At 75.3% G+C, this 16,789-nt stretch carries 15 protein-coding genes; 6 read left to right on the top strand and 9 right to left on the bottom strand.

Going from position 1 to position 16,789, the window contains the following annotated elements:
- Nucleotides 1–9: 9 nt before the first annotated feature.
- Both KLI87_RS25185 and KLI87_RS25180 read left to right on the top strand, forming a co-directional pair.
- Entirely contained in the window at nt 10–417 is a 408-nt protein-coding gene (locus KLI87_RS25185) for a YciI family protein (RefSeq protein ID WP_214618938.1), read from the top strand.
- Complete coding sequence (locus KLI87_RS25180; protein ID WP_214618937.1) at nt 414–1,559, top strand: RNA polymerase sigma factor; 1,146 nt, start codon at nt 414–416, stop codon at nt 1,557–1,559. Before KLI87_RS25185 ends, KLI87_RS25180 begins: the two co-directional genes overlap by 4 nt.
- Nucleotides 1,560–1,587: 28 nt before the next feature.
- On the opposite strand, the gene KLI87_RS25175 is transcribed toward KLI87_RS25180, so the two are convergent.
- From KLI87_RS25175 to KLI87_RS25145, 7 genes are all read right to left on the bottom strand, one after another.
- Nucleotides 1,588–3,366 (bottom strand): bifunctional 3'-5' exonuclease/DNA polymerase, encoded by a 1,779-nt coding sequence (locus tag KLI87_RS25175; RefSeq protein WP_214618936.1) that lies wholly within the window; start codon nt 3,364–3,366, stop codon nt 1,588–1,590.
- A 225-nt stretch (nt 3,367–3,591) separates the two neighbouring features.
- Nucleotides 3,592–4,110 (bottom strand): DUF4234 domain-containing protein, encoded by a 519-nt coding sequence (locus tag KLI87_RS25170; protein ID WP_156215356.1) that lies wholly within the window; start codon nt 4,108–4,110, stop codon nt 3,592–3,594.
- A 152-nt stretch (nt 4,111–4,262) separates the two neighbouring features.
- A complete protein-coding gene (locus KLI87_RS25165; protein WP_214618935.1) occupies nt 4,263–5,810 on the bottom strand; it encodes a metallophosphoesterase in 1,548 nt (515 codons plus the stop codon).
- Nucleotides 5,811–5,900: 90 nt separating this feature from the next.
- A complete protein-coding gene (locus tag KLI87_RS25160) occupies nt 5,901–7,559 on the bottom strand; it encodes a cation acetate symporter (protein ID WP_214618934.1) in 1,659 nt (552 codons plus the stop codon).
- Entirely contained in the window at nt 7,556–7,936 is a 381-nt protein-coding gene (locus KLI87_RS25155) for a DUF485 domain-containing protein (protein WP_156215354.1), read from the bottom strand. The genes KLI87_RS25160 and KLI87_RS25155 overlap by 4 nt, the downstream gene beginning before the upstream one ends.
- A 560-nt stretch (nt 7,937–8,496) precedes the next feature.
- On the bottom strand, nt 8,497–9,426 hold the full coding sequence (locus tag KLI87_RS41625; protein WP_214618933.1) for a diacylglycerol kinase family protein: 930 nt from the start codon (nt 9,424–9,426) through the stop codon (nt 8,497–8,499).
- 4 nt (nt 9,427–9,430) lie between these two features.
- Nucleotides 9,431–11,023, bottom strand: coding sequence for an FAD-binding oxidoreductase (locus KLI87_RS25145; protein WP_214619114.1), 1,593 nt, complete (start codon nt 11,021–11,023; stop codon nt 9,431–9,433).
- 49 nt (nt 11,024–11,072) lie between these two features.
- On the opposite strand from KLI87_RS25145, the gene KLI87_RS25140 reads away from it, so the two are divergent.
- From KLI87_RS25140 to KLI87_RS25125, 4 genes are all read left to right on the top strand, one after another.
- On the top strand, nt 11,073–11,678 hold the full coding sequence (locus KLI87_RS25140; RefSeq protein WP_214618932.1) for a TetR/AcrR family transcriptional regulator: 606 nt from the start codon (nt 11,073–11,075) through the stop codon (nt 11,676–11,678).
- The gene (locus KLI87_RS25135; RefSeq protein ID WP_214618931.1) at nt 11,675–13,288 is read left to right on the top strand and encodes a glycerol-3-phosphate dehydrogenase/oxidase; all 1,614 of its coding nucleotides are present in this window, start codon (nt 11,675–11,677) and stop codon (nt 13,286–13,288) included. The genes KLI87_RS25140 and KLI87_RS25135 overlap by 4 nt, the downstream gene beginning before the upstream one ends.
- A gap of 46 nt (nt 13,289–13,334) precedes the next feature.
- Complete coding sequence (locus tag KLI87_RS25130; RefSeq protein ID WP_214618930.1) at nt 13,335–14,306, top strand: sucrase ferredoxin; 972 nt, start codon at nt 13,335–13,337, stop codon at nt 14,304–14,306.
- Nucleotides 14,307–14,490: 184 nt separating this feature from the next.
- Nucleotides 14,491–14,787: a WhiB family transcriptional regulator gene (locus KLI87_RS25125; protein ID WP_156215350.1), complete on the top strand. Its 297-nt coding sequence runs from the start codon at nt 14,491–14,493 to the stop codon at nt 14,785–14,787.
- A gap of 240 nt (nt 14,788–15,027) precedes the next feature.
- On the opposite strand, the gene KLI87_RS25120 is transcribed toward KLI87_RS25125, so the two are convergent.
- Both KLI87_RS25120 and KLI87_RS25115 read right to left on the bottom strand, forming a co-directional pair.
- Nucleotides 15,028–15,684: a phosphoribosyltransferase gene (locus tag KLI87_RS25120; protein WP_156215349.1), complete on the bottom strand. Its 657-nt coding sequence runs from the start codon at nt 15,682–15,684 to the stop codon at nt 15,028–15,030.
- An 87-nt stretch (nt 15,685–15,771) separates the two neighbouring features.
- Nucleotides 15,772–16,758 carry a phosphotriesterase gene (locus KLI87_RS25115; protein WP_156215348.1) on the bottom strand — a complete coding sequence of 329 codons (987 nt, stop codon included), beginning with the start codon at nt 16,756–16,758 and terminating at the stop codon, nt 15,772–15,774.
- Between the last annotated feature and the right edge of the window lie 31 nt (nt 16,759–16,789).

Here is a 16,789-nt window from a genome sequence, read left to right as displayed (position 1 = left end):
GCGACGACGATGAAGTACCTGATCCTGAAGCACTACCGGGGCGGTCCGCCGCCCGCCGTCGAGTACGGGCCGATGGACGGGTGGACGCCGGAGGAGGTCGAGGCGCACCTGCGGTACATGCGCGCGTTCCTCGACCGGCTGCGGGAGCGGGGCGAGTTCGTCGACACGCGGGCGCTGGCGCCCGAGGGCGCGTTCGTGCGGTTCGACGGCGAGGGCCGCCCGCCGGTGACCGACGGGCCCTTCGCCGAGACCAAGGACCTCGTCGCGGGCTGGTGCGTCGTCGACGTGCCCTCCTGGGACCGCGCGGTCGAGCTGGCCGGGGAGCTGTCGGCGGCCCCCGGCCCCGGCGGCGAGCCGCTCCGCGAATGGCTGGAGGTCCGCCCGCTGCTGGGCGAGACGCCCGCGGCCCCGCGGTGAACGAGGCGGAGCTGCGGGAGCTGGTGCCCGCGGTGATCGGCGTCCTCGTCCGGCGCGGCGCCGACTTCGCCTCCGCCGAGGACGCCGTCCAGGAGGCCCTCATCCGCGCCCTGGACACCTGGCCGCACGACCCGCCGCGCGAGCCCAGGGCGTGGCTCGTGGCGACCGGGTGGCGCAAGTTCCTCGACGCCGCCCGGTCCGAGGCGTCGCGGCGGGGCCGCGAGCTCACCGTCGAGGTCGAGCCCGCGCCCGGCCCGGCGCCGTCCGCCGACGACACGCTGCGGCTGTACTTCCTGTGCGCGCACCCCGTCCTCCCGGCGGCCTCGGCCGTCGCGCTGACGCTGCGCGCGGTCGGCGGGCTGACCACCCGGCAGATCGCCGCGGCCCACCTCGTCCCCGAGGCGACGATGGCGCAGCGCATCAGCCGCGCCAAGCGCGGTATCGCGGGACGGGCGCTCGACCGGCCCGGCGACCTCGGGACGGTCCTGCGCGTCCTCTACCTCGTCTTCAACGAGGGCTACGGCGGCGACCTCGACCTGGCCGCCGAGGCGATCCGCCTCACCCGCCAGCTCGACGCCCTGACCGACGAGCCCGAGGTCGCGGGCCTGCTCGCGCTCATGCTGCTGCACCACGCGCGCCGCGACTCGCGCACCGACACGGAAGGCCGCCTGGTGCCGCTCGCCGACCAGGACCGGACGCTGTGGGACACCGGCCTGATCGCCGAGGGGGTGGCGATCCTGCAGACCGCGCTCGCCCGCGACCGGCTGGGCGAGTACCAGGCCCAGGCCGCGATCGCCGCCCTGCACGCCGACGCCGGGACGGCCGCCGCGACCGACTGGACGCAGATCGTCGAGTGGTACGACGAGCTGCTGCTCATCACCGACAGCCCGGTGGTGCGCCTCAACCGCGCCGTCGCGGTCGGCGAGGCCGACGGGCCGCACGCCGGGCTCGCGGCCCTGGCCGGGCTGAGCCCCGACCTGCCCCGCCGCGCCGCGGCGGCGGCCTACCTACACGAGCGCGCCGGCGACCTCGACCGGGCCGCCGACCTGTACGCCCAGGCCGCGCGCGCCGCCGCGAGCGTCCCCGAACGCGACCACCTCACCCGTGAGGCCGCCCGGGTCAGGCACCTCCCCCGCCCGTGAACCGGGGCGCCGCCCAGGCCGGCGGCGGTCACTTCGCGTCGGAGTAGCGGTCGACGGCGGCGACCTCCATCGGGAACACGACGGAGGTGTCGCCGAACAGCAGCCGGCGGGCCTCCTCGGCGGCGGCGTGGACCGCGGCGGTCACCTCCTCCGCCAGCTCCGCCGGGGTGTGCACGATGACCTCGTCGTGCTGGAAGAACACCAGGCGGGGCGGCCCGAGCGCGGTGAGGCGGCGGCGCAGCGAGCCGAGCAGCGCCAGCGCCCAGTCGGCGGCGGTCGCCTGGACGACGAAGTTGCGGGTGAAGCGGCCCCGGCCGCGCAGCGCCTGCGCCGCGTTCGCCTGCCGGCGCCCGCCCGCGCCGTCCTGCGCGCCGTCCGCGCCGTCCGCCTCGTCGTCGGCCGCGGCGGTCAGCTCGCGCCAGCCGGCCGACGGCGGCGGGCAGGTGCGGCCGAGGCGGGAGCGGACGAGGTGCCCGTTCTCGCCCGCGCGCGCCGCGGCCTCCACGTACTCGAACGCGTCGGGGAAGCGGCTCTTCAGGACGCCGAGCAGGTGCACGCCCTCGCCCGTCCCGCCGCCGTACATGGCCGACAGCAGCGCGAGCTTGGCCTTCTCGCGCGGGCCGAGCGTCTCGGGATCGCGCCGGGAGCCCTGCGGGGAGCCCGCCGCGCCGCCGGGGCGCTCCGGGCGCTCCGGGCCGAAGGCCGGGGACAGCGCGGCGTACAGGTCGCCGTGCGCGGCGGCGGCGGCGAACGCGCGGTCGCCCGCGAGGGCCGCGAGGACGCGGGGTTCGAGCTGCGCCGCGTCGGCGACCACGAGCCGCCAGCCCGGGTCGGCGACGACGGCCCGGCGCAGGACGCGCGGGATCTGCAGCGCGCCGCCGCCGTTGGTCGCCCAGCGGCCCGACACCACGCCGCCGACCACGTACTCGGGGCGGAACCGGCCCCCGCGGACCCAGGTGTCGAGCCACCCCCAGCCGTAGGCGGTGTGCAGGCGGGCCAGCTCCTTGTACTCCAGCAGCAGCGGCACGGCGGGGTGGTCGACGCGCTTGAGCACGTGCGCGCGCGTCGAGGCGACGGGCCGCCCCACCGCCGCGAACGCCTTGACGATCTGCGCCGGGGAGTCGGGGTTGACGTGTCCGCGGCCGTCGGCGGCGAACGCGGCGTTGATCCGGTCGGCGAGCGCCTGGAGCCTGCGCGGCCGCAGCCCGCCGGACGGGCGGGGCCCGAGCAGCCCGGTGAGCAGCGCGTCGTGCTCGGCCGCCGACCAGGGCAGGCCGTCGTGGCCCAGCTCGGCCGCGACCAGCGACCCGGCGGACTCGGCGGCGGCGAGCAGCGCGAACCCCTCCAGCGCGGCGATCGCGCGCTGCTGCGCGGCGTGCACGGCGACGACCTGCTCGATGTCGTCGGCGGGAGCGTCCGCGCCGGGGGCGTCGTCGTCGAACAGCGACGCCTGCGCGGGCTCGGCGCGCGGCGGCGGAGGGTCGGGCGGGACGGGTTCGCCCCGCAGCCGCGCCCACGCGGCGCGGACCGCGCGCGGCTCCCCGTAGCGTCCCGCGTGGCCGAGCAGGAGGGTCTCGACCAGCTCCAGGTCATGGCAGCGCGCCACCCGCACCCCGGCCCTCAGCAGCGCCGGGTACAGCCGGGCGGTGGCGGGCCACACCCAGCGCGGCGCGTCGGACCGTTCCCGCGCGGCGATCTCGGCGACCAGGTCGGCCGCCTGCCGGGCCGGGCCGGTGGGCGTGCCGTCCTCGGCGAGGGGCCGCAGCACTCCCCCGCCTCCGCCGTCGGCGGCCACCGCGATCCGCACCCCGCCATTGTGGCGCCGACCTCTGACAGAACCGCGGTCGGGCGGGCCCGTGCGGCATCGGACGGTACGGCGCGGGAACCGTGCGGCATGGGACCGTGCGGCGCGGGACGGTGCGGCGCGGGACCGCCGGACATGCGACGACCCCTCCGCGCCCACGGGGCGCGGAGGGGTTCGGCACGGATGGGTCAGGAGGCCAGGGCCGCGGCCTCTGTCGCCCGGACGGGGTCAGGCGACCAGGGAGACCTGCTGGCCCGCCGGGGTGTCGCCGTAGCGGTCGATGACCTTGTTGAGCTGGAGCTGGTAGTACAGGACGCCGAAGCCGAGGATGCCGAGCAGGAAGCCCATGCCGCCGCTGCAGCTCGCGGGCAGCCCGGCGGCGCGCTGGGCCTCGGCGATGCGGCCGCCGAGCTTCACCCACATGATCAGCGGCCAGATGCCCAGCGTGATGCTGCCGAACAGGATCGACAGCAGGGCGTTGGTCGCGGCGTTGTCGATGCGCCGGTCGTACTCGTGCAGCTCCTGGTGGACCTTGAAGAACCACACCATGCCGTAGATGCCGAACGTGATGATCGGCAGCCCCAGCCAGGCTCCGACCGGGTTGCGGCGCTTCATGTTGGCGCCGGCGCCGCGCGCGACGGGCGCCTGCTGCTGGTGCTGCGGGGCCGGGGCGTAGCCGCCCTGGTACGCCTGCTGCTGTTGCTGCTGCTGGTAAGGCTGGCCCTGGCCCTGCTGGGGGTAACTCATCGCTCTCCTGAAGGACGCGGTCGTTTTCCGGCCGACCGTCCGTTACCGTTCACCCGTGTGGTGAGCCAAGACTGTAACGGGCTCGGGCGGTCGGCCGCTTCAAGATCACGAAATTCCCCGCTTTTCGGCGTCAAGATTATCCGATCTGAGACCTAACGCAGCGGGATCGGCACCTCGTCCTCGCACGGCGGTGACGTTTCGTGGTCGCCGCAGCCGGTCACGCCGAAGCAACGGATGCGCAGCTCGTCCTCCGTCACGTCCACACGCAGGAAGTTCTTGAAGAACGGCGGCGTGTCCCAGTCGGCGAGCTCGGAGCGGAACCGCTGGGGAAGCTTACGCACCGGAAGGCGGGCGAAGCGTGGCCGGGGCCGGCCACCGCGCGGCACGCCGAGGAGCCCGGCGACGAAACGCGCGCGGGCGGACGGCGCGGGCGCGTCGTATCCGCGCCCCGGCTCGATGCCGAGGCGGTGCTGGACGGCGGCCGTCGCCTCCCTCGGGGACAGCTCGAACAGCCTCGGCAGCCGCAGCCAGCGGCCGTAGAGCCTGCTGTAGCGCGAGAGGGAGTCGCCGCGGAGCGGGTAGCAGCGGAAGTCGCCCTCGTCCACGACGCGCGTGCGGGGGATGACGTGGGTCGCGTGCATGAACGCGCCGCCGCCGCCGGAGACGATGTAGTGCAGGACGCGGCCGTCCTCCAGCCCCACCGGGTAGTGCTGGTAGTTGTGGATGTCGCCGCCGATCGCCGCGACGTAGTGGTGCGCCGGGTCGCGCACGATCTCATCGACGGTCCCGCCGCCCTCGATCGGGCAGGGCCGGTGCTGGTCGTCCACGTAGAGCGGCTTGCCGGTGACCAGCATCTTGGGCTTGGGGCCCGCCGACACCTCGCGCAGCCACGCGCCCTGGTCGCGGTCGATGCGCCCGGTGATGCCGGTGTCGATGCCGACGATGCGCAGGGACGGGGTGTCGATCGCCCAGTACGGCCCCGGCTGGACGGCCTGCTGGCCGGGCGCGCCCCGGTAGGCGCGCCGCGCCTCGGCGAGCACGCTCCGCTCGACCGTCCCGGACGCGCGCCAGAACAGGCGCGGCACGAAGGAGAGCGGCCCGCGCCAGGGCGGCGGCGAGCAGTCGGCGTCCAGGTCGCAGAACACGTGCAGGAAGCCGCGCAGCCCGTCGTACCAGTCGTGGTTGCCGGGGACGGCGTAGATGGGGGCGGAGTAGTCCTTGTAGGGCCGGAAGAACTTCGCCGGGTACTGCCCCGCGTCGCCCGCCGGGTAGATGACGTCGCTGGCGATGACCATGAAGTCGGTTCCGGCGCCGGCGCTCAGCAGCGGCGGGACGACCGCGTACTGCGACTTGTCGCCCTCGCCGGTGTCGCCGACGAGCAGGAACGAGAACCGCGCCGCGGACCGGTGGACGGTGAACGCGGCGGGCGTCCCGCGCTCGCGAAGGGCGGCGACGCAGCGGCGGCGGATCGCGTCGGCCGGGTCGCCGAACAGGCGGGCGACCACGTCGTTGCGGGACCGCCACAGGATCGTCGGGCGGCGCCAGGAGAACCCCGGGATCCGGTCGGGCAGCAGCGCGTTGAACGTGCCCGGCGCGCCGCACTCCCAGCCGGCGCCCGCCTCGGACGTGCGCGAGTTGGCGGACGCCGGAACGCGCGGCGGCGGCTCCGCGGCGCCGTCCGCTCCGTCCTCTGCACGCAACAGAACACCTCCGGGGGCTGTGAGGGAGAGCTCACAGCCTGTCCCGGAGGCGTTCCGCCAGTCAAGCGACCTGGCCGATCCCGGAGGGGCTCAGTGCGCGCCGGTTCCGGTCAGCGACCGGACCTCCAGTTCGGCGAACTTCTCGTCCGTGCGCTCCTTGGACAGGACGGTGCCGAGGTAGGCGCACAGGAACCCGATCGGGATCGAGATCAGGCCGGGGTTCTGCAACGGGATGGGCGCGACCGTGGTCTCGCTGAACAGCGCGTCCACGTTGCCCTTGGGCAGGGTGTCGGTCTTGCCGCCCCAGCAGATCGGGCTGAGCAGCACGAGCCCGACCGCCGCGACGAGGCCGCCGTAGATCCCCGCGACCGCGCCGACGGTGTTGAACCGCTTCCAGAACAGCGAGAACAGCAGCGTCGGGAGGTTCGCGGACGCGGCGATCGCGAACGCCAGCGCGACCAGGAACGCCACGTTCAGCCCGCGCGCGAAGATCGACAGGACGATCGCGACCGCGCCGATGACGACGGCCGCGTACCGGGCGGTCACGACCTCGTCCCGCTCGCTGGCCTTGCCGCGCTTGAACACGTTCGCGAACAGGTCGTGCGAGAACGAGGACGAGGAGGCGAGCGTGAGTCCCGCGACCACCGCGAGGATCGTCGCGAACGCGACCGCCGCGATGATCGCCAGGAAGACCGCGCCGCCGGTCGACCCCGCCCCGCCGCCGAGCTCCTGGGCGAGCTGCGGGGCGGCGGTGTTGCCGCCCTTGTCCTGCGCGGCGATCGCCTTGCCGCCGACGAGGGCCGCCGCGCCGAAGCCGATGACCAGCGTCATCAGGTAGAACACGCCGATGATGCCGATCGCCCAGTTGACCGAGGTGCGGGCGGCGCGGGAGGTCGGGACGGTGTAGAAGCGGATGAGGATGTGCGGCAGCCCCGCCGTCCCGAGGACGAGCGCGAGGCCGAGCGAGAGCAGGTCGAGCTTGGACCACACGGTGGTGGCGCCGTACTTCAGGCCCGGCTGGAGGAACTTGTCGCCCTTGCCGCTCTTGTCGGCGGCGTCGCTGAGCAGGTCCGAGAGGTTGAAGCTGTACTTGGACAGCACCCAGACCGTCATGACGACGGCGCCGGTCATCAGCATGACGGCCTTGACCACCTGCACCCAGGTGGTGCCCTTCATGCCGCCGACGGTCACATAGAAGATCATCAGCGCGCCGACGGCGACGATCGTCCAGATCTTGGCGCTCTCGCCGTCGACGTCCAGCAGCAGGCCGACCAGCGCGCCCGCGCCGACCATCTGGGCGAGCAGGTAGAAGATCGACACGACGATCGTGGAGATGCCGGCCGCCGCCCGGACGGGCCGCTGCCGCATCCGGAACGCCAGCACGTCGGCCATCGTGAACCGGCCGGAGTTGCGCAGCAGCTCGGCGACCAGCAGCAGCGCCACCAGCCAGGCGACCAGGAAGCCGATCGAGTACAGGAAGCCGTCATAGCCCGACAGCGCGAACAGGCCCGCGATGCCGAGGAACGACGCGGCGGACATGTAGTCGCCGCTGATGGCCAGGCCGTTCTGGAGCGGGGTGAAGGCGCGCCCGCCCGCGTAGTAGTCGGCTGCGGTCTTGTTCTGCCGCGAGGCCCAGAGGGTGATCCACAGGGTGAGCGCCACGAACAGGGCGAACAGCACCAGGGAGATCGTCCGGTGCTCGCTGTCGGAGGCCGCCAGCACGGGGGCGGCGAGGTGCTGGGGGCTCACGCGCCGTCCTCCTCGGACTCGGACTTCGTCTCGGACTTCGTCTCGGTCTTCGTCTCGCCCTTCTTGAGGTCCTTGACGGCGGTCGCGCCCGCGCCGCCGCCCGTGCGGGTGTCCCGCACGGAGGAGGCCAGCGGTTCGAGGGTGCCGCGCGCGTACCGCTCGTAGAGCCAGGCGATGAGGAACGTCGAGACGAACTGGAGCAGCCCGAAGACCAGCGCCACGTTGATCTCGCCGAACAGCTTGTGCCCCATGAAGCCCCGCGCGTACGCCGACAGGACGACGTAGAGCAGGTACCAGATCAGGAACGCCACCGTCATGGGGAAGACGAAACGGCGGAAGGCCAGGCGTAGCCGTTCGAACTCCGGCGACTGCCTCATCTGCGTGTAGGCCGCGTTGTCGAGTCCGCCTGAAGCGGACCCCGGCCCTGATGACTCGGTTGTCACGACCACCTCCGCCAAACGATCACACTGCGAATCTCACCGAGAATCGCGGTAACGATGCCCTACGAAGTTGGCCGATGCAGGCCAGATGGCCGAGAAGGTGGCACAGGTGTGAGAACGGAGACCCGCCTGATGCGACCCCGATGCTAGACCGTGATCCCCATCACACGATCAATGCGGTATGGGCCGCGGCCGGGGCGGCGGTGAGGCTCCGGATCGGGACGGGGCGGACGCGCGCCGCGCGCGCGGCTCCGCGGCTCCGGAGAGTCGTGGGCGCCGACGCCACCCCCAGGGACGCCGGCGCCACCACGACGAGGGCGTCCGTGGTCATCATGAGTCCCCCCAGAACGGCGAGCAGTCGCCTTCCCATGATGCCTCCACAGACGGCCCCAAGGTCCCGAAACGGGACGTTAACGACGCTATCCGTGGAGCCGTAATGCACGCGTAAATCGACCCAAACGAGGGGTCCAAATCTCGAACTTTTGTGAGACAGCAGGTCAGAGTGCCGTCACGGGGGCCGGGGCGAGCATCCGAAGCGCGCCCGGAAGTACCCGGGCGGTCACCGGCAGGACGCCGGGCAGCTCGCCGTCGGCGCCGTAGGGCAGCCTCCGCCCGGACGCGGCGGACGGCCCCGCCAGCTCGATCCGCACCTCCCGCCCGCGCAGCACCTCGACCTCGGGGCGCCGGACGTGCGCGCCGTCCTCCAGCTCGCGCATGACGGCGAAGAACAGCGTCCGGGGCGCCCGCCGGATGAGGACGACGTCGAGCAGCCCGTCGTCCACGCGCGCGCCCGGCGCGATGTGCTTGCCGGACCCGTAGTAGCCGGAGTTCGCGGCGACGACGGTGTAGCCCTGCCGCAGGTGCTCCGCGCCGTCCACGGTCACCCGGTAGTCCGCCGGGCGCCACGTCGCGATCGCGCGCAGGGCCCCGGCGTAGTAGGCGGCGGACCCGCGCAGCACCCGCGCCCGGTTGGCGTTGCGGTTGGCGACCGCGTCCACGCCCGCGTAGACGCTGCCGAGCACGGCCGTGCCGTTGGCCTCGATGGCGTCCACGGCGCGCGGCGCGCCGTCCAGCAGCAGCGGGGCCAGCCGCTCCGGGTCGGACGGGACGCCGAGCTGCCGGGCGAAGTCGTTGCCGCGCCCGGCGGGGACGACGCCGAGGACCGCGTCCGTCCCGGCGAGGGCGCCGCCGACACGGCCGACCATGCCGTCGCCGCCGACCCCGAGGACGACCCGTCCGGCGCCCGCGGCGGCGCGCGCGAGCGCGGCCGCGTGCTCCAGCCCGCGGCTGTACTCGACGGCGACGTCGGCGCCCGCCGCGCGCAGCAGCCGGGCGAGCGGGATCAGCGTCCGGGCGGGCGCGGAGCCGCCCGCCGCCGGGTTGACGATCGCGGTGAACGCGCGCGGGGTCCCCCGCCGGGCCTCCACCGCGCTACTCCCCCGCCGCCGGCGGGACGAGGACGCCGGGATTCAGCACGCCGGCCGGGTCGAGGCGCTCCTTGACGGCGCGCAGCAGCGCCGCGCCGAGCGGCCCGGCCTCCCGCGCGTACCAGTCGCGGTGGTCGGTGCCCACGCCGTGGTGGTGGCTGATCGTCCCGCCCGCGGCGAGGATCGCCTCGCAGGCCGCGCCCTTGGCCCGCGCCCAGTGCGCGACCGGATCGTCCCCCTGCGCGGACACGACGGTGAAGTACAGCGAGGCCCCGGACGGATACACGTGCGAAATATGGCACATGACCAGCGGCGGCGTGCCCGCGCCCGTCAGCGAGTCGGTCAGCGCCCGGCGCACCGCCCCGTACAGGCCCGGCAGGCCCGACCAGAACGTCGCCGTCTCCAGCGTCTCGGCGAACGCGCCCGCGTCCAGCAGCGCGTCGCGCAGGTAGGGGGCGTCGAAGCGGCCCCGCTCCCAGCGCTCGCCGGGGGCGGCGCCGAGCGGCTCGCCGCCCGCCCGCGCCAGCACGCGGGCGGCCCGCCCCCGGCGCGCGGCGACGTCCGCGGCGGTGCCCTCGAACCCGAGGACGGCCAGGCAGCCCGCGCCGCCCGGGGCCCCGAGCCGCGCGGGATCGGCGAGCCCGACCATGGTCTCGGCCTCGTCGCCGAGCCGGAGCACGGCGGGGAGCGGGCCGTCCTGGGCGAGGTGCCGCAGCGCGGCGGCGCCCTCGTCGAAGGAGGCGAAGCGCCAGCCCTCGTAGGACCGTTCCTCCGGCACCGGGTGGATCCGCACGGTCACCGACGTGATCACGCCGAACGCGCCCTCGGAGCCGAGGACGAGCTGCCGCAGGTCGGGCCCGGCCGCCGACCTCGGCGCGCGGCCGAGGTCCAGCGTGCCCTCGGGGGTGGCGGCGGTGAGCGCCACGACCATGTCGTCGAACCGCCCGTACCCGGCCGACGCCTGCCCGCTGGAGCGCGCCGCCGCGAACCCGCCGACCGTGGCCCACTCGTAGGACTGCGGGAAGTGCCCGAGCGTGTAGCCGCGCGCGGCCAGCAGCGCCTCCGCGTCGGGCGCCCGCAGGCCCGGTTGCAGGACGGCCGTCCGGGACGTCCCGTCCAGCTCCAAGAGGGCGTTCATGCGCCGCAGGTCGAGCGCGACGAACGCGCCGGACCCGCCGGACGCGCCGCCGCGCGGGGCGAGGCCGCCGACGACCGAGGTCCCGCCGCCGAACGGGACGACCGCGACGCCCCGCGCCGCGCAGGCGCGCAGCACGGCGAGGACCTCGTCGTGGGTGCCGGGCAGCACGACCGCGTCCGGCGCGTCCGAGGCGTCGCCGGCGCGTATCCGCAGCAGGTCGGAGGTGGACCTGCCCCGGGTGTGCCGGACGCGCGACTCGGCGTCCGTGCGCACGGGGGCGGTCGCGGCGAGGGCGTCCAGATCAGCGGGATCGAGGCGGCAGGGCGGGACCCTCACCTCCGCCAACGCGACCGGCGGCGCCTCGGCCGGGCGCACCCCGAGCAGGTCGCGCAGCAGCCCGACCACGGCCTCCGGCAGCGGTTCGGCGCGGGCCGGATCGCCCCAGCCGCTCCACAGCATGTCCCGTGCCTCCACCGCGCCTCCCGGTCCTGTGCTTACACTGTGACACATGACGTCTAACCGTCACAACACTGCGGCCGGCCGGACCGCCGGCGACGCCGTCCTGGACGCCGCGCGCGACTGCGTGCTGGCCGTCGGCGTGCGCCGCACCACGCTCACCGACATCGCCCGCCGCGCGGGCGTCTCCCGGATGACGCTGTACCGGCGCTGGCCCGACGTCCGGACGATCGTCGCGGACCTGATGACCCGCGAGTGGACCCGGATCGCGGCCGACGTCCACCCGCCCGACGACGGCCGCGCCGTCCGGCCCCGGCTGGTGGACGGCCTGGTCGCGGGCGTGCGGGCGTTCCGCGCCCACCCGCTGCTCCGCAAGATCGTCGAGGTGGACCCCGAGCTGCTGCTCCCCTACGTCCTGGACCGCCTCGGCGCGAGCCAGCACGCGTTCCTGGAGCTGTTCGAGGAGTCGCTGCGCGCGGGCCAGGACGACGGGACGGTCCGCGCGGGCCACCCCGGGCGGCAGGCGCGCGCGGTGCTGCTGGTCGTCCAGTCGTTCGCGCTGTCGGGCCCGACGGTGACCGGCGACGACCCGGAGCTGTCCCCCGAGGCGCTCGACGCGGAGCTGCGCGCCGTCCTCGACCGGATGCTCGCACCATGACGAAGCCGGCTCTTCGCGGGGGCCCGACCCCCCAGAACCGCCCCGTGCGGTCGTCCCTGAACGCCGCCCGCCGCGAGCGGGAGCTGGCCGCGCTGCCGGACGAGGTCGTGGACGTGCTGGTCGTCGGGCTCGGCGTGACCGGCGCCGGGGTGGCGCTGGACGCCGCGTCCCGGGGCCTGTCGGTCGCCGGCGTCGACGCGCACGACCTGGCGTTCGGCACGTCCCGCTGGAGTTCCAAGCTGGTGCACGGCGGCCTGCGCTACCTGGCGGCGGGCCAGGTGGACGTGGCGCACGAGAGCGCCGTCGAGCGCGGCGTGCTGATGTGCCGGACGGCCCCGCACCTGGTCCGCGCGCTGCCGTTCGTGCTGCCGCTGACGCCGCTGGTGTCGCGCCCGCAGGCCGCGCTCGTGCGCGCCGGGACGCGGGCCGGGGACGCGCTGCGCCTCGCCGCCCGCACCCCGCGCTCGGTGCTGCCAGCCCCCCGCCGCCTGTCGGCCGTCGAGGCGCTGCGGTTCGCGCCCGCGCTGCGCCGGCACGGGCTGCGCGGCGGGCTGCTGTCGTGGGACGGGCAGCTCGCCGACGACGCGCGCCTGGTCACCGCCCTCGCCCGCACCGCCGCCGCGCACGGCGCCCGCGTCCTGACCCGCTGCCGCGCGGTGGCGCTCGCGGGCGACGGCGCGCTCGTCCGGGACGAGGCGACCGGCGCGGAGATCACCGTCCGGGCGCGCGCGGTCGTCAACGCGGCCGGGGTCTGGGCGGGCGGCCTGGTGGACGGGGTGGCGCTGCGCCCCTCGCGGGGCACCCACCTGGTGGTCCGCGCGGAGGCGCTGGGCGGGCTCCAGGCCGGGCTCCAGATCCCGGTGCCGGGCGCGCGCAGCCGGTTCCTGCTGGTGCTGCCGCAGGGCGACGGCCGCGTGTACGCCGGGCTCACCGACGAGCCCGCCGACGGCCCGATCCCCGACGTCCCGAGCGCGACCCGGGAGGAGATCGGGTTCCTGCTGGACGTCCTCGCCTCGGCGCTGGAGGTGCCGCTGCGGCCCGAGGACGTGGTCGGCGCGTTCGCCGGGCTGCGCCCCCTGCTCGACCCGGGACGGGACGGCGACACCGCCGACCTGTCCCGGCGGCACGCCGTCCTGACCTCGCGGGACGGGGTCGTCACCGTCGTCGGCGGCAAGCTCACCGCCTACCGGCGGATGGCGCGGGACGCCGTGGACGCGGCCGTGGCCGCGCGCGGCCTGGACGCCGGGCCCTGCCGCACGGCGCGCCTCCCGCTCGTCGGGGCGGCGGCCCCGGCCCGGCTCGCGGCGCTGGACGCCCCGCGGCGCCTCGTCCAGCGGTACGGGACCGAGGCGCCGCTGCTGGCCGCGCTCGCCGACACGGATCCGGGCCTGCTGGAACCGGTCGTCCCGGGCCTGGCGGTGCTGGGCGCGGAACTGGCCTGGGGCGCGCTGCACGAGGGCGCGCTGGACGCCGCCGACCTGCTCGACCGCCGGACCCGCGTCGGGCTCGTCGACGCCGACCGCGCCGCCGCGCTGCCGACGGCGGAGGCACTCCTTGGAGCCCTCGGGGTGACGTCGGCCACCCCGATTGGCCCCCGGAAGATTAATTAGGTTAACCTAACCTAAGAGGACCAAGGATCGGGGCGGGGGTTGTTCGTTGACGCGTGGTAAGGGCTGCGCGCACTGTCCGGGAAGCCACACCGGCGAGCGGCCGTGCGCGGCGAGCGCGACGACGAAGGCGCGCTCCTGGCTCCTGATCGAGCACCCCGGGCCCTGGCCGGAGCGGATCGAGCAGATCACCGCCCCCGGCCCGGGCCCGCGTGGGGGGACGACCCCCCACACCCCCCGGAACGACCTGGTCGCCGACACCGTCCGGGCCGCGCAGGCCAAGGGCGTCCGCCCCCAGCTCATCCGCCGGTCGGGACGCAGGCGCCCGACGCCGCCGCTCCAGGTCTACGCCGCGTACTCGCAGGGCGACACGGTGTGGATGGAGGGGCGCGAGCTGGCCGGCCCGGCCGAACTCGCCGGCCTCGACCTCGACGCGCTCGCGGCGGGCGTCCGCCCGGGATTCGGCGAGCCGGTCCACGAGCCGGTCCTGCTGGTCTGCACGCACGGGCGCCGCAACGCCTGCTGCGCGCGGACGGGCGCCCCGCTGGCCCGAGCGCTCACGCGACGTTTCGGCCGCCTCGTCTGGGAGACCACTCATGTCGGGGGCGACCGGTTCGCCGCGAACCTGGTCTGCCTCCCGCACGGGCTCAGCTACGGCGACCTCGGAGAGGCCGAGGCCGCCGCGGCGGTGCACGCCTACCTGCGCGGCGAGGTCGTCCTGGACCGGCTGCGCGGCCGCGCCGGAACTCCCGAACCGGCGCAGGCGGCCGAGCACCACGTCCGCGCGGCCACCGGACGGCTCGCGCTGGACGCGGTGACCGTGGAATCGGTCGACCCGGCCCCGGGGCCCCCGAACGGGACGTCCCGGTACTCGGTGGTCGTCACCAGTCGGCGGAGCCGTTACCGGGCGGTCGTCGAGGCCGTCCAACTCCCCCATCCCTGCGGACCCGAGTGCGATGAGAACCAGAGAACCCACGTTGTTAGGGAACTCACCCTTCTCAACGAGGCGGCCCTCGTGTAATCTCACGGAGGCCCCATTCGAGGGTCTCCCTGTCGCACGACCCCAGGTTTCCGGAGTAACCGGACGGGGAACAGAGCGGCAACTCCAGACGTTGGACCATTCGGCGCTTCTGACTCATGTCACCTGAAGCATGTCGAGCGTCCATGTCCCGAAATTGTTCGAAACCAATCAAGGTGGGTGTTCCATGGCTCAGGTACGTCGGCAGGCAAACCTCCCTCGTCCCAGCTGGGGCTGGCAGGACGCCGCGGCGTGCCGGGGGGAAGACCTCGTCCTCTTCTTCGGTCCCGACGGCGAGCGTCAGCCCGAGCGCGAGATCCGCGAACGCAAGGCCAAGCAGATCTGCATGGGCTGCCCCGTCCGCTCGGACTGCCTGGACTACGCGGTGTCCCGGCCCGAGAAGTACGGCACGTGGGGCGGACTCAACGAAGACGAGCGCGCATCCGAGCGCCGTCGCCGGATGCGTCGCGCCAACGCCGCCTAGCCGGCCGTCGCGCCGGCGGCCAGGCCGCTCGAACGCTCCCATCGCGCACCCCGGCACGCCACCGAGAAACGTCACGGCCCCGCCCCGCGGGGCCGTTTGCGTTGCCCGCGTCCACTCCTCCCCCGCGGCTCCCGGATTTCGCCGCTTTACCGTAACGGGAGATGGCGCGTGGCCTTTTCCCGGACATTCGCACGATCCATTCCCGGCCACCGCGCCGGCGCGGCTCCTCGGCCCGCCTCCTCAGCCCGCCTCCCGCGGCCTCGCCAGCCAGGCGACCACGTCACCGTCGGTGAGCTGACCGAAGTCGAGGTACCACTGGCCGACCGCGTGGAAGTCCAGCGGCGCGGCGGGCACCACCAGCTCGTCCACCTCCGCCTCCAGCGACCCGACGGTCTCGGCGGCCGCCACCGGCACCGCGAGGACCAGCCGGGACGGCCCGCGCTCGCGGGTCGCCCGCACGGCCGCGCGGGCGGTGCCCCCGGTGGCGAGGCCGTCGTCCACGACCACGACCGGCCGCCCCGCCGTCTCCGGCAGCGGGCGGTCCCCCCGGTAGACCCGGACGCGGCGCTCCAGCTCGGCGCGCTCGGCGGCCACGATCGGCGCCACGTCGTCCTCGGTGAGGCCGAGCCGCCGCAGCAGCCCCGCGTCCAGCACCGGCGCGCCGCCCTCGGCGATCGCGCCGAGCCCGAGCTCGGGCTGCGGCGGGTAGCCGATCTTGCGGGTCACCAGGACGTCCAGCGAGCCGCGCAGGCGCCGCGCGACCGCGTGCCCGACCGGCACGCCGCCCCTCGGCAGCGCGAGCACCACCGCGCCGTCCAGGCCGAGCGGGACCAGCCACTCGGCGAGCACCTCTCCCGCCGCGAGCCGGTCGGAGTAGGGCAGTGACTTCCACCGCATAGGTGCACCCCCAGGCAATCGAGCACCTGAGGCAGTCCTACCCAGGATCCGGGCCCCGACCGGGCACCGGCCAGGGACCGGGGCGCGTCAGGAGGCGGCGGACCCGGCGGTCAGCCAGCGGAGCGGGTTGTCGCGCAGGACGCCCTCCAGCGTGGCCTCGTCGGCGCCCGCCGCGCGCAGGGCCGGCAGGAACACCTCGAAGAGGTAGCCGTAGCCCACGCCGCCGTTGCGGGCGACCTGGTCCATCCGCGAGACGCCCGTGCTCAGCAGCACGCGGTCGGCGTGCCCGGCCTCCAGCAGGTCCATGACGCCGCGGACGCGGGCGCCGATGGCCGCGTGGTCCTCGCCCGCCAGCCCGAGCGTCCCGAACGACACGTAGGCGCCGGTCTCGGCGATCTTGCGGTGCTGGCCCGGGTCGTCCACGCGGTCCTGCTGGCCGACGGCGACGCGGCCCGGCGCCAGCCCGGCCGCGGTGAGGATCTCCAGCTGCGCGACGCCCGCGCGGCCGTAGGTCGCCACCGACAGGCCCGAGTAGCGGGCGGCCTGGGCGGCGGCGCGCAGGCACGCCTCCTCCGCCTCGGTGGGCGCCTCGCCCCACGCGCCGATCTCGCCGATCACCCCGGGCAGCGAGTTCGTGCCGTCCAGCCCGAAGCCGATCTCGGCGAGCAGCCGCTCGGCGATCCGCTCGACCCCCGCCGTCTCCCCCGCCTCCAGCGCGGTGCGGACGAAGTCCGGGTGGAAGGGCTCGGTGAACACGCCCGTCCCGGCGACGACGGCCACCCGCGACCCGGCGCTGATCCGGGCGAGGCCGGCGGCGTCGCGGCCCATCCCCGAGCAGCTCAGGTCGACGACCAGGCCGAGGCCCGCCGCGGCGCGCAGGTCCGACAGCTCCCGCGTGACGGCCTTCTCCTCGTCCAGCCACCGGTAGGGGTCGGCCTCGGCCAGCTTGGGCCGCGACGGCCAGCGCAGGTCCATCCGCAGGTGCTCGTGGGTGAGCACCGGCCCGGTGATGTCGGACGCCGCGATCGTGCCGGTCACGGTCCGCAGCCGGCCGGTCTTCTCACGAGGGGTCATGTCACGCGAGGTTACGACATGTTTAATCCAT

The sequence above is a fragment of the Actinomadura sp. NEAU-AAG7 genome, assembly GCF_018603865.1.
Lineage (GTDB): Bacteria > Actinomycetota > Actinomycetes > Streptosporangiales > Streptosporangiaceae > Spirillospora > Spirillospora litoris.
The sequence above is the reverse complement of the archived record's forward strand: the minus strand, read 5'-3'. Positions and strand labels throughout refer to the sequence as shown.

Bases quoted from the DNA above. Each gene is read 5' to 3' on its own strand.
- KLI87_RS25145 (WP_214619114.1), bottom strand. From the start codon at position 11,023: ATGCTGTGGAGCGGCTGGGGCGATCCGGCCCGCGCCGAACCGCTGCCG.
- KLI87_RS25120 (WP_156215349.1), bottom strand. From the start codon at position 15,684: ATGCGGTGGAAGTCACTGCCCTACTCCGACCGGCTCGCGGCGGGAGAG.
- KLI87_RS25170 (WP_156215356.1), bottom strand. From the start codon at position 4,110: ATGAGTTACCCCCAGCAGGGCCAGGGCCAGCCTTACCAGCAGCAGCAA.
- KLI87_RS25135 (WP_214618931.1), top strand. From the start codon at position 11,675: ATGACGAAGCCGGCTCTTCGCGGGGGCCCGACCCCCCAGAACCGCCCC.
- KLI87_RS25115 (WP_156215348.1), bottom strand. From the start codon at position 16,758: ATGACCCCTCGTGAGAAGACCGGCCGGCTGCGGACCGTGACCGGCACG.
- KLI87_RS25125 (WP_156215350.1), top strand. From the start codon at position 14,491: ATGGCTCAGGTACGTCGGCAGGCAAACCTCCCTCGTCCCAGCTGGGGC.
- KLI87_RS25140 (WP_214618932.1), top strand. From the start codon at position 11,073: ATGACGTCTAACCGTCACAACACTGCGGCCGGCCGGACCGCCGGCGAC.
- KLI87_RS25185 (WP_214618938.1), top strand. From the start codon at position 10: ATGAAGTACCTGATCCTGAAGCACTACCGGGGCGGTCCGCCGCCCGCC.
- KLI87_RS25155 (WP_156215354.1), bottom strand. From the start codon at position 7,936: ATGAGGCAGTCGCCGGAGTTCGAACGGCTACGCCTGGCCTTCCGCCGT.